Here is a 12,199-nt window from a genome sequence, read left to right as displayed (position 1 = left end):
ACAGTGCTGAAGAAACCGGAAGTTCGCGAGAAACACGGCGCCCCGCGGGAACTCCCCGCGGGGCGCCGTCCGTTCCACCATCAGCCACCCTGGCCCTGCGGTTCGACGAACTGCATGTCCAGCTGCACCTTGACAACGTCACCGAGGAACCCGGCGCCGAAGTCCAGCCCGAAGTCGCTGCGCCGGATCTCACCCGTGGCCTCGAAACCGGCGTGCCTCCTCTGATCCACAGGGGAGTCCACCACCCCGCCGAAGTCGACGGCGAGCGTGACCGGGCGGGTCACGTCCCCGATGGTCAGGTCCCCTTCCATCGTCCAGTCCTCGCCCTCCCCGAACACGCGCGTCGAGCGGAAGGCCATCGTCGGACGCTTCTCCACGTCGAGCAGGCCGGCCGCGCGGGTGTGCGCGTCCCGGTCGGGGTTTCCCGTGTCGATGGAGGCAAGGGCGATCTCGGCGCTCACCCGCACCTCGTCGGCCGTCTCCCCGACGAACAGCGTGGCCGTCACCTCCCGGAACCGGCCACGCACCTTGGCGATCCCGAGGTGCCGGATGGTGAAGTTGACCGCCGAGTGCAGCGGGTCGAGTTCCCAGTCGCCGGGCGCCAGGGGCAGGGCCGTGGTGGTCAGCGTCTGAGCGGTGTTGTCCTGAGTCATGTCTTCACCCTCCGCGCGCCGGCGGACGGGAGGGAGACCGGCTGGAGGGTGGTAGTGAGAGGGCCACCCTCGGCGGCGGATCCCGTTGTACGTTCGGCGGGTGAGCGACAACGAGCTGGGCACGTTCCTGCGCACCCGCCGCGAAGCCGTCACCCCGGCCGAGGTGGGGCTGCCCACGGGCCCCAGACGCCGTACGCCCGGACTGCGCCGCGCGGAACTGGCCACGCTCGCCGGCGTCAGCGTCGAGTACCTCACCCGCCTGGAACAGGGACGCGACCGCAATCCCTCGCCCCAGGTGCTCGGTGCCCTCGGTGACGCGCTGCGCCTGACCGTGCCGGACCGGATCCTGCTGCGCCGGCTGGCCAAGGAGGCCGGCGCCGACAAGGTGCTGTGCACCTCGGCGGCACCGCCGATCCGCACGGTACGTCCCACCGTGCGCGCGCTCCTCGACCGGCTGGAGCCGACACCCGCCGTGCTCCTCACCTGGATCGGCGACATCGTGGCGCACACCTTTGGCTACGAGCGGTTCGCCCGCCCGCTGGGCGTGCTCGACGGCAGCGCGCCCAACCTCGTGAGGTACCTGTTCACCGACGAACGGGCCCGGACCGTGTTCCCCGGCTGGGACCGTCTCGCCGACGAGCAGGTCGCCCACCTGCGACACGAGGCCTCCCTGCACGACCCGAACGTCGCCGCGCTCGCCGACGAGCTGACGGTCACCGCGGGCGCCCCGTTCACCGAGCGGCTCACGGCCGTTCCGTCCATGCCGGCCCGGTTCGGCACGGACATCGTGGAGCACCCCGAGGCGGGGCGGCTACGTCTGTCGTACGAGACGCTGTCCCTGCCCGAGGAGGGCCAGCGCCTGATGGTCCACCTCCCGGCCGACGAGGCGACGGCCACGGCGCTGGACCACCTCAACGGGCGCAGACCCGGGGCCCTTCGCGCGGTGAGCGGCTGATGCACACCGGCCGGTGGACGCATGACTGCCCACCCGCCCTCTACAGGTCGCCGACCTCGGCGGCGTACGGCGGCTCGGCGCCCGCCCGGGAGCAGGTGATCGCCGCCGCGCGTGCCGCGAAGCGCAGCAGGCGCTCCCAGCCCTCGCGGCCCAGGCCTGCGAGCGCCGCCGCAGACAGGGCGTCCCACGCCGACAGTCCGTGCAGAAGCGCCGCGTTCACGGTGTCGCCGGCACCGATGGTGTCCACGACGTCGACCTTCTCGCCCGGCACCGGGTACACGGCGCCGTCCCGGGTGAACGCGGTCAGCCCGTCGCCGCCGTGCGTGATCACCACCGCCGAGGGGCCGGCGGACAGCCACTCGTGAGGAGTGCCGCCCAGCCAGCGGGCGTCCTCCTCGGAGAGCTTGAGCAGGGTCACCGAGGGCAGCCAGCTCTTGAAGCGGGCCCGGTAGGCGTCGGCGTCGGCAATCAGGCCGGGCCGGATGTTCGGATCGAGCGCGGTGAACACGCCCTGCGCCGCCGCGGTCCGCATCAGCTCCTCGTAGGCGCTCGCACCCGGCTCCAGGACGAGCGAGCAGGTGCCGAAGGACACCGCCCGCGTCCCGGAGGGCAGGCCGGCCGGGACGGTGAACAGCCGGTCGGCGGTGCCCTCCACGTAGAAGGAGTAGGCGGCCGCGCCGTTCCCGTCGATCGTGGCGACCGCGAGAGTGGTCGGTTCCGGGCCGCGCTGCACCGCCGCCACGTCCACGCCCGCGTCCCTCAGTCCGTCCAGCAGCGCCTCGCCGAAGGCGTCGTAGGAGGTGCGGGAGCAGAAGGCCGTGGGGGAGCCGAGGCGGCCGAGGGCCACGGCCGTGTTGTAGGGGCCGCCACCGAGGGCAGGCTGCAGACCCGCGAGGGCACCCGTGCCCTGCGGAACCAGGTCGATCAGGGCCTCACCTGCGACGACGATCAAGGGGTCGTTCCTTTCTCCGAAGGCATCGGACTGCTCACTGGTCACTGCTCGGATCGGATCGCCGGAGGCCATGGCCCGGCGGTTGCGAAGGCCGCTCCGGCGGGTCGGGGCAGCCGCACGACGTGCGGTGGACGAAGGTGCACGGGAGCCGCACGGTCCGGGCGGGCCGGTCGGGTGCGGCGAGGCGTTCGAGGAGCACACGGACGGCCTGGACACCGATGTCCCTGCTGGGCTGGGCGATCGCGGTCAGCCGGGGGGAGAACAGGTCCGCCCAGGGGAAGTCGTCGAAGCAGCACAGCGCGATGTCGTCGGGCACGGCCAGCCCGTGCGCGCGCAGAGCCCGCAGGGCGCCGAGGGTCATGGCGTTGTTGGCGGTGACCAGCGCACTGGGCGGGGTGGGCAGGGAGAGCAGGGCGGCGGTGGCCCGTTCGGCGTCGGCCGACTCGGAGTCGCCGTGCACCAGGAGCCGCTCGTCGTGGGGAAGCCCGGCGGAGGCGAGGCCGTGCCGGTAGCCGGTGACACGTTCGACGGTGGTGCTGAGGCCGGGCCGGCCGGCGACGAGGGCGATGCGGCGGTGGCCGAGTCCGGCGAGATGCGTGACCAGGCGGGCTGTGGGTTCCGCGTTCTCGGCGCAGACCTGGTCGAAGCGGGGCGCGCCCTCCGCCGAAGGGTCGACGATCCGGTCGAGGAGGACGGTCGGCACGCGGTGGCGGGTGAGGTAGGCGAGCAATTCGCCCGGCTCCGCCGACGGCGCGACGACCATGCCGTCCACGCGGCGTTCGTGCAGGAGCTGGACGACCTTGCGTTCGTGCGCGGGGTCGTCGTGCGGATCGGCGATCAGCAGGCTGTAGCCCTGCTCCAGGGCGGCGGCTTCGACGCCCTGGAGGATCTCGGTGAAGTAGGGGTTGCTGATCGCCGACACCGCCAGCCCGATGGAGCGGGTGCGGGCGGTCACCAGGGAGCGGGCGAGGGTGTTGGGCGTGTAGCCGAGCTCGTCCATGGCGTCGAGGACGGCCTGGCGGGTGTGGGGCAGGACGGGACGGGTGTCGTTCAGTACGTGCGAGACGGTCGCCACGGAAACACCGGCGTGCCGTGCGACGTCGGCCATGGTCGGCATGGTCTCCCTCCCCTCCCTGAATGCGGCGGGCGCCGTGCTGAGCGGGACGGTATCCCATCGGACGAGGCGCGTAAACGCTTGCGCAAGCGTTTACGTCTACCTGACCCGTCACAAGCAACGCAACCCGCCGTCACCCCCGCACCACCCCCGGCGGTATCGTGCGCGCGGGGCAGCAGTCGGCAGTGGTTGATCCACAGTCGATCAGTGGGAGGGCACGCGGCGTCATCGTGCACCGCACCCCTCCGCTGCACGCCGACCGTCCTCGTACGCCGCACGGCGACCGCCCTCGTACCGCCTTTCGACCAGTGGAGCCCGCATGCCCGGCCGACCCTCCGCGAGCCGCCGTACCGTCCTGCGAGGAGCGGCCCTCGCGCCGGCCGCGGCCCTCGCGCCCGCCGCGGCGCTCGGTCTGGCCGCCTGTTCGCCGACCGGTGGAACGACGGCGCCCGCGACCCCCACCGCTCCGGTGGAACTCGGCGCGGACAGCGAGGTCGCGCAAGGCGGCGCGAGGCTCTACCGCGACCACAACGTGGTGGTCAGCCGGTCCGGGAGCGGCCAGCTGAGGGCGTACAGCTCGATCTGCACGCACGCACGGTGTCCCATCAACAAGCTCGACGGGACGACCCTGATCTGTCCCTGCCACGGCAGCGAGTTCGACGCGACGACCGGTCAGGTGGTGCGGGAGCCGGCGACCGAACCGCTGAACGAGCTGCCGGTCAGGACGGAGAACGGCAGGATCGTCGTGGAGCCGGGTGCCTGACCGTTAGGCCCTCGCCCGGGGGGCGGGCTTGCTCTCAGTCCCGCCTGTGCTCACTCCCAGTCCCACCCGATGCCCACCATGCCCGACCGGACCCGCGGCTCGACGAGGTGGACGGAGTGGTGTCGCCGGCTGAGAGGCAGTTCCTGACGGCTGCCGCGCGGTGCCGCCGCCGAGTGCCGGGTGAAGCGGTGACAGCGGGTGGGCAGTGTGTTCTCGTCGAACCTGATCTGCAGGGCGTACTGGCCGCCCGGGGTGCCGAAGCCCCGGACGTACTCGCGGCAGGCGCCGGCGGTGCCGTCCTCGACGCCGTACCGGAAGAGGAAGGTGTCGCCGGCCCGGAGGCGGGTGTCGAAGAGGAGTTCGGCGACGAGGACGCCCGTTTCGTGGTGCCGGCGGACGCGGCCGGCGCGGCAGTTCTCCAGGGCGTGCAGCGTCATCCGGTCCGGAGCGCAGCCGGGATCGCCGTGGTGGACGGCCACGAAGCGGTCGACGCCGTCGCGGTGGGCGCGGACGATGTGCTGCGACTCGCGCCCCAGGAGTTCCCGGCGCGCGCCGATGCGGACGCGCTCATGGTGGCCGAGGGTGTGCAGCCCGTCGTCCGGAGGGCACTCCAGTTCGGCGAGCAGTTTGTCGAGAACGTCCGAGGCCGCCACGAGCGAACGGTAGGAGCGGCCCGTCGGGTGTCCGCCCACCGTGTCCGCGTCGGCCTGCGTGAGCAGCCGGATCAGGGACTCGTCCGGCAGCCGCAGTATCTCCTCCAGAGCCCGGACGGCGCGGAGTGACTCGGGGCGCTGCGGGCGCCGGGCGCCCTGCTGCCAGTAGCTCAGGCTGGTGACACCGACCTTCACGCCGTGCCGTGACAGGTGGTGCTGCACGCGCTGCAGAGGCAGCCCTCGTGCGGCGATCGCGGCACGCAGGGCGACGTGGAAGGGGCCGCCTCGCAGGGCCGTGTCCAGTTCCGCGGCGGCTGCGCCGACGGCGGCGTCCGGGTGGTGGCCGGCGGCGTCCGCGTGATGAGGGGCGTGCGGCATGCAGGGCCCTTTCTGGGAATGCGCACGACGGCTGGTCGGACCGTTCGTGTCGGTGGCCGGGCCTCCGGTGACGCGGGGGCGCCTTCACATCCGTAGGGCGTGCTTCACCGCCCCCAGTTCCCCCGCATTGAAGCGTGTTGACCCCATCCCGACAACACCTGATGCCCGAACGTGGCCTGCCGTTGGCCGACTCGGGGCTCTTGCCCACGCCCAGGACGACGGGTAGGCCGCGCCGGTTCACCGGCCGGGTGTGCGAGGCGCACGGCGGCGCCCCGCCGTCCGCCGCCGGGTGGGTGACTGGTGCTGAGGCGTGCTTCTGGTCGCCGGGTGGGTGACTGAGGCCGCGGCGGGCTTGCTGACGCCGCGTGGGTGGCCGACCGCTGAGCCCTGCCGCGCGACTGACCAGCCCCGCCGCCCGACGCCGCGCGACTGACCAGCCCCGCCGCGCGACGCCAGCGCGGCCGACCGACCGCTGAGCCCTGTCGACCGCCCGACCGACCGCCGGGTCCCGCCCTTCCCACCCGTCGAACGCGGACCAGTGAGCCGCCGTGCGAGCCAGGGGCGCGGCAGCCCGGCGCGGCAGGCGGCTGCTCGGCAGTGAGGCCGGATCCAGCACAGGTGGGGCCGGCCACGGCAGATGCCGGCGGGGCGCAGCCCCACCCCGCACCCGCCAGTTGTCCACAGCCCCGTCGGCCGGGCGCACCCCCAGCCCGGGACACCTGCCCGTGGTTGTCCACAGCCTCGTCGGAGTGTCACTCCGCGCCAGTAGGGTGTGAGACATGGCCGACCCCTCCAGCTACCGCCCCAAGCCGGGATCGATCCCGGACTCGCCCGGGGTCTACAGGTTCCGCGACGAGCACCGCCGGGTGATCTACGTCGGAAAGGCGAAGAGCCTGCGCCAGCGCCTGGCGAACTACTTCCAGGACCTGGCAGGTCTCCACCCGCGCACACGCACGATGGTCACCACGGCCGCGTCCGTGGAGTGGACGGTGGTGTCCACGGAGGTGGAGGCACTCCAGCTGGAGTACTCCTGGATCAAGGAGTACGACCCCCGGTTCAACGTCAAGTACCGCGACGACAAGAGCTACCCGTACCTCGCGGTGACGATGAACGAGGAGTTCCCGCGCGTGCAGGTGATGCGCGGCCACAAGAAGAAGGGCGTCCGCTACTTCGGGCCGTACGCGCACGCGTGGGCGATCCGCGACACCGTCGACCTGCTGCTGCGCGTCTTCCCGGTGCGCACCTGCTCCGCCGGCGTCTTCAAGAACGCCGCCCGCACCGGCCGCCCCTGCCTGCTCGGCTACATCGGCAAGTGCTCCGCGCCCTGCGTCGGCCGGATCTCGCCCGACGACCACTGGGAACTGGCGGACGAGTTCTGCGACTTCATGACCGGCCGCACCGGCACGTACCTGCGTCGTCTGGAGAAGCAGATGATGGAGGCGGCCGAGGAGATGGAGTACGAGCGGGCCGCCCGCCTGCGCGACGACATCGAGGCCCTGAAGAAGGCCATGGAGAAGAACGCGGTCGTGCTCGCGGACGCGACCGACGCCGACCTGATCGCGGTCGCCGAGGACGAGCTCGAGGCGGCCGTCCAGATCTTCCACGTGCGCGGCGGACGCGTGCGCGGCCAGCGCGGCTGGGTCACCGACAAGGTCGAGGAGATCACCACCGGCGCCCTCGTGGAGCACGCCCTCCAGCAGCTCTACGGCGAGGAGACCGGGGACGCCGTCCCCAAGGAGGTCCTGGTCCCCGCCCTGCCGGATCCGGTGGAACCGGTCCAGGAGTGGCTCACCGGCCGCCGCGGCTCGGCCGTCTCGCTGCGGGTCCCGCAGCGCGGCGACAAGCGGGCCCTCATGGAGACCGTCGAGCGCAACGCCCAGCATGCGCTCGTCCTGCACAAGACCAGGCGCGCCTCCGACCTGACCACACGCTCGCGGGCCCTCGAGGAGATCGCCGAGGCACTCGACCTGGACAGCGCCCCGCTCAGGATCGAGTGCTACGACATCTCGCACCTCCAGGGCGACGACGTCGTGGCCTCGATGGTCGTCTTCGAGGACGGCCTGCAGCGCAAGAGCGAGTACCGCCGTTTCCAGATCAAGGGCTTCGAGGGGCAGGACGACGTCCGCTCCATGCACGAGGTGATCACCCGCCGCTTCCGGCGCTATCTCGCCGAGAAGGAACGGACGGGGGAGTGGACCGACGGCGAGCCCACCTCCAGCGACGGCGAGCCCACCTCCACGGACGGCTCCGCGGTCGCCCCTGCCGACGGCTCCGCGGCCGCCCGCAGGAACGGCTTCGCCGCCACGCCCTCCGATGAGGCCGCCGGCCTGTCCGAGGCCCCCCTCGCCGATGCCCTCAAGGACGACGACGGCCGGCCCAAGCGCTTCGCGTACCCGCCGCAGCTCGTCGTCGTCGACGGCGGGCAGCCGCAGGTCGCGGCCGCCAAGCGCGCCCTGGACGAGCTCGGCATCGACGACATCGCCGTCTGCGGCCTCGCCAAGCGGCTGGAGGAGGTCTGGCTGCCGGACGACGACGACCCGGTCGTCCTGCCCCGCACCAGCGAGGGCCTCTACCTGCTCCAGCGCGTCCGCGACGAGGCCCACCGCTTCGCCATCACCTACCAGCGCACCAAGCGCGCCAAGCGGTTCCGCTCCGGCCCCCTGGATGAGGTCCCGGGCCTCGGCGAGACCCGCAGGCAGGCGCTGATCAAGCACTTCGGCTCAGTGAAGAAGCTGCGGTCCGCGACGATCGACCAGATCTGCGAGGTACCCGGCATAGGCCGCAAGACGGCCGAGACGATCGTCGCGGCCCTCGCCCAGGCGGCTCCGCCCGCGCCCGCCGTGAACACGGCGACGGGAGAGATCATGGAAGAGGGGGAGCCCGATACGACGGCGGACTCCCCCGGGGAGCCCGTCACCGCGGGCGCCCCGGAAGAACGACGGGGGCAGGAGACATGACCGAGCACGACGCACAGCCCACAGCGGACCGAGATCAGGCGCCCACAGCAGCGCCCCAGCAGACGCCCAGGGAAACCGGCGAGGATCCCACCCGGCACGACACACCGCACGACGCCGCCCAGCCCGGCACGGGCCCCGGCGGCGCCGAGCAGACCGCAGGCCACGAAGACGGAGCACAGGTGAGTACGGACGTCACACCGCCCGGTATCCCCGAGGCGGCCATCCCCGAGCTGGTGATCATTTCCGGCATGTCCGGGGCGGGCCGCTCGACGGCCGCCAAGTGTCTGGAGGACCTCGGCTGGTTCGTCGTCGACAACCTCCCGCCGGCCCTGATCCCCACCATGGTGGAGCTCGGCGCCCGCTCCCAGGGCAACGTGGCGCGGATCGCGGTCGTCGTCGACGTCCGCGGCCGGCGCTTCTTCGACAACCTTCGCGAGTCCCTCGCCGACCTCGAGGCGAAGAACGTCACCCGGCGGATCGTCTTCCTGGAGTCCTCCGACGACGCCCTGGTGCGCCGCTTCGAGTCGGTGCGCCGCCCGCACCCCCTCCAGGGCGACGGCCGGATCGTCGACGGCATCGCCGCCGAGCGCGAGCTGCTGCGCGAGCTGCGCGGCGACGCCGACCTGGTGATCGACACCTCCAGCCTCAACGTGCACGAGCTGCGCGCCAAGATGGACGCCCAGTTCGCGGGCGAGGAGGAGCCCGAGCTGCGGGCCACCGTCATGTCCTTCGGCTTCAAGTACGGCCTCCCCGTCGACGCCGACCTGGTCGTGGACATGCGCTTCCTGCCCAACCCGCACTGGGTCCCGGAACTGCGCGCCTACACCGGCCTGAACGAGGAGGTGGCCACCTACGTCCTCAACCAGCCCGGAGCCAAGGAGTTCCTCGACCGGTACGCGGAGCTCCTCCAGCTCATCGCCGGGGGCTACCGCCGGGAGGGCAAGCGCTACGTGACCATCGCGGTCGGCTGTACGGGAGGCAAGCACCGCTCGGTCGCGATGTCGGAGAAGCTCGCCGCGCGCCTCGCGGCCGAGGGCGTGGAGACGGTGGTCGTGCACCGGGACATGGGACGGGAATGACAGGACGTACTCTGCGGCTGGGCCGGCTGCGCGGGACGGCGCCGGAGGGGCGCGTGAGCCGGCCGGTCGAGGCCCGGGGCGGCAAACCACGCCGCCGCGGCACCCAGCCCAAGGTCGTCGCCCTCGGCGGCGGCATGGGCCTGTCGGCCTCGCTCGCCGCGCTGCGCCGGATCACCGGCGACCTCACCGGCGTCGTCACGGTGGCCGACGACGGCGGTTCCAGCGGGCGCCTGCGCGACGAGCTGGGCGTGCTGCCACCCGGCGACCTGCGCAAGGCGCTGGCCGCGCTGTGCGGCGACGACGACTGGGGCCAGACCTGGGCCCGGGTCATCCAGCACCGCTTCCAGTCCCAGGGCGAGATCAACGGCCACGCGGTCGGCAACCTGCTGATCGTGGCTCTGTGGGAGCAGCTCGGCGACCACGTCCAGGCCCTGGACCTGGTCGGCAAGCTCCTCGGCGCGCACGGGCGCGTGCTGCCCATGTCGGCGGTCCCCCTGGAGCTCCAGGCGCTGGTCAAGGGGCACGACCCGGCGCGGCCCGAGGACGTCGACACGGTGCGGGGGCAGGCGACCGTCGCGTTGACGCCCGGCGAGGTGCAGTCCGTGCACCTCGTGCCGCACGACCCGCCGGCCGTCCCCGAAGCGGTCGAGGCCGTCCTGGACGCGGACTGGGTGGTGCTGGGACCCGGCTCCTGGTTCTCCTCGGTCATCCCGCACCTGCTGGTGCCGGAACTGCTGGACGCCCTCACGGAGACGAAGGCTCGCCGGGTACTCTCCCTGAACCTCGCGCCGCAGCCGGGAGAAACCGAGGGCTTCTCCCCGCAGCGTCATTTGGAGGTTTTGGGACGACACGCCCCTAAACTCGCCCTGGACGTGGTGCTGGCCGACGAGGCCGCCGTGCCCGACCGCGACTCGCTGACCGATGCCGCCAAGCGGTTCGGGGCCGCGGTCGAGCTGGCGCCGGTGGCCCGGCCCGATGGAACTCCGCGGCATGATCCGGAGCTGCTGGCCGCCGCGTACGACCGTATTTTTCGGATGCATGGAAGGATCGGCCCATGGCGATGACGGCAGCGGTGAAGGACGAGATCTCCCGGCTACCCGTCACCCGGACCTGCTGCAGAAAGGCGGAGGTCTCCGCCATTCTGCGGTTCGCCGGCGGCCTCCACCTGGTGAGCGGGCGCATCGTGATCGAGGCGGAGCTGGACACCGCGATGGCGGCCCGCCGGCTCAAGCGGGACGTCCTGGAGATCTTCGGCCACAGCTCGGAGCTCATCGTGATGGCGCCCGGCGGTCTGCGCCGCGGCTCGCGCTACGTCGTGCGCGTCGTCGCGGGCGGTGACCAACTGGCGCGTCAGACCGGCCTGGTGGACGGCCGGGGCCGGCCGATCCGCGGCCTGCCTCCGCAGGTGGTCTCCGGCGCCACCTGCGACGCCGAGGCGGCCTGGCGCGGGGCCTTCCTGGCGCACGGCTCGCTCACCGAGCCCGGCCGGTCCTCCTCCCTCGAGGTCACCTGCCCCGGCCCCGAGGCCGCGCTGGCCCTCGTCGGTGCCGCCCGCCGCCTGTCCATCGCCGCGAAGGCCCGTGAGGTGCGCGGGGTCGACCGGGTGGTGGTGCGCGACGGCGACGCCATCGGCGCCCTGCTCACCCGCCTCGGCGCCCACGAGTCGGTGCTGGCCTGGGAGGAGCGCCGGATGCGTCGCGAGGTGCGCGCCACGGCGAACCGTCTCGCCAACTTCGACGACGCCAACCTGCGCCGCTCCGCCCGTGCGGCCGTCGCCGCCGGCGCCCGGGTCCAGCGGGCCCTGGAGATCCTCGGCGACGAGGTCCCCGAGCACCTGGCGGCCGCCGGCCGGCTGCGCATGGAGCACAAGCAGGCCTCCCTGGAGGAACTGGGCGCGCTCGCCGACCCGCCGCTGACCAAGGACGCGGTCGCCGGCCGTATCCGCCGGCTGCTGGCGATGGCCGACAAGCGGGCCTCCGACCTCGGCATCCCGGGCACCGAGGCCAACCTCAGCGAGGAACTCGCCGACAACCTGGCGGGCTGAGAGCGCGACGGGACCGCGAAGGGAACGGGTCGTCACCCCGCCGGGTCCGCGACCCGGTTCGGCGACCCGCCGCTCCCCGACCCTGGGCCGTCGACCCGTCCCGGTCCCGGCCTGGTTCGTCACTGCGCCGGGTCCGCGACCCGGTTCGGTGACCCGCCGCTCCCGACCCGGGGTCATCGACCCGCCCGGGTTCCGGCCTGGTTCGTCACTGCGCCAGGTCCGCGATCGGGGCCGTCGACCGCCTGGTCCCCGGCCCAGGTCGTCATCCTGCCCCGCGCTCCTCGAACCCCCCGCTCCCCGACCCGGGTCGTCAACTCGCCAGGGTCCCAGCCTGGCTCGTCACCCGCCGGCTCGGTGGCGGCTCGATCCCCGGCCCGGGTCGTTATCCCGCCCGTTCCCCGACCCGGGCTCGTCGACCCGCCCGTTCCCCGACTCGACCCCGGTTCGTCAACGCGCCCGTTCCCCGCCCGACCCCGTTCGTGACCCGCCGGATCTCGGCCCGTTTCCTCACCCCGTCAGGTCCGCGACCGCGACCCGGCTCGGCGACGTGACCGGCCCCCGACCGGCTTCGTCCACTCACCCGAGCCCCGACCCGGTTCGTCAACCCGCCGGTGCGGGCGCCCGTTTGGGCCGCCGGTGTCGGCGTTTTCC

Annotated in this window: 10 protein-coding genes; 6 read left to right on the top strand and 4 right to left on the bottom strand. The window is 73.0% G+C overall.

The window, feature by feature from the left end; all coding sequences use genetic code 11:
* Positions 1-80: 80 nt before the first annotated feature.
* Positions 81-653, bottom strand: a complete 573-nt coding sequence (locus tag ACIBBD_RS22325) for a YceI family protein (protein ID WP_399421225.1) — start codon at positions 651-653, stop codon at positions 81-83.
* A gap of 100 nt (positions 654-753) precedes the next feature.
* On the opposite strand from ACIBBD_RS22325, the gene ACIBBD_RS22320 reads away from it, so the two are divergent.
* On the top strand, positions 754-1,608 hold the full coding sequence (locus ACIBBD_RS22320; protein ID WP_399421224.1) for a helix-turn-helix domain-containing protein: 855 nt from the start codon (positions 754-756) through the stop codon (positions 1,606-1,608).
* Between the two features lie 40 nt (positions 1,609-1,648).
* Here ACIBBD_RS22320 and ACIBBD_RS22315 read toward each other — a convergent pair whose 3' ends face one another.
* Both ACIBBD_RS22315 and ACIBBD_RS22310 read right to left on the bottom strand, forming a co-directional pair.
* Positions 1,649-2,560, bottom strand: coding sequence for a carbohydrate kinase (locus tag ACIBBD_RS22315; protein ID WP_399421223.1), 912 nt, complete (start codon positions 2,558-2,560; stop codon positions 1,649-1,651).
* Between the two features lie 34 nt (positions 2,561-2,594).
* Positions 2,595-3,677 (bottom strand): LacI family DNA-binding transcriptional regulator, encoded by a 1,083-nt coding sequence (locus tag ACIBBD_RS22310; protein ID WP_399421222.1) that lies wholly within the window; start codon positions 3,675-3,677, stop codon positions 2,595-2,597.
* A gap of 316 nt (positions 3,678-3,993) precedes the next feature.
* Between ACIBBD_RS22310 and ACIBBD_RS22305 the strand changes: the two genes are divergently transcribed.
* Entirely contained in the window at positions 3,994-4,437 is a 444-nt protein-coding gene (locus ACIBBD_RS22305) for a Rieske (2Fe-2S) protein (RefSeq protein WP_399421221.1), read from the top strand.
* Positions 4,438-4,487: 50 nt separating this feature from the next.
* Here ACIBBD_RS22305 and ACIBBD_RS22300 read toward each other — a convergent pair whose 3' ends face one another.
* Positions 4,488-5,468, bottom strand: a complete 981-nt coding sequence (locus ACIBBD_RS22300; RefSeq protein WP_399421220.1) for a hypothetical protein — start codon at positions 5,466-5,468, stop codon at positions 4,488-4,490.
* A gap of 779 nt (positions 5,469-6,247) precedes the next feature.
* On the opposite strand from ACIBBD_RS22300, the gene uvrC reads away from it, so the two are divergent.
* Genes uvrC through whiA form a run of 4 tightly spaced genes read left to right on the top strand, consistent with a single transcriptional unit; the run spans position 6,248 to position 11,548 of the window.
* Entirely contained in the window at positions 6,248-8,425 is a 2,178-nt protein-coding gene (gene uvrC / locus ACIBBD_RS22295) for an excinuclease ABC subunit UvrC (protein WP_399421219.1), read from the top strand.
* Positions 8,422-9,504: an RNase adapter RapZ gene (rapZ, locus tag ACIBBD_RS22290; protein WP_399421218.1), complete on the top strand. Its 1,083-nt coding sequence runs from the start codon at positions 8,422-8,424 to the stop codon at positions 9,502-9,504. Before uvrC ends, rapZ begins: the two co-directional genes overlap by 4 nt.
* Positions 9,501-10,568 carry a uridine diphosphate-N-acetylglucosamine-binding protein YvcK gene (yvcK, locus tag ACIBBD_RS22285; RefSeq protein WP_399421217.1) on the top strand — a complete coding sequence of 356 codons (1,068 nt, stop codon included), beginning with the start codon at positions 9,501-9,503 and terminating at the stop codon, positions 10,566-10,568. The genes rapZ and yvcK overlap by 4 nt, the downstream gene beginning before the upstream one ends.
* Positions 10,559-11,548 carry a DNA-binding protein WhiA gene (gene whiA, locus ACIBBD_RS22280; protein WP_399421216.1) on the top strand — a complete coding sequence of 330 codons (990 nt, stop codon included), beginning with the start codon at positions 10,559-10,561 and terminating at the stop codon, positions 11,546-11,548. Before yvcK ends, whiA begins: the two co-directional genes overlap by 10 nt.
* The last annotated feature ends 651 nt before the right edge of the window (positions 11,549-12,199 follow it).

The sequence above is a fragment of the Streptomyces sp. NPDC051315 genome (genome assembly GCF_044455165.1).
Lineage (GTDB): Bacteria > Actinomycetota > Actinomycetes > Streptomycetales > Streptomycetaceae > Streptomyces.
This window is presented reverse-complemented; position numbering and strand designations above follow the sequence as displayed.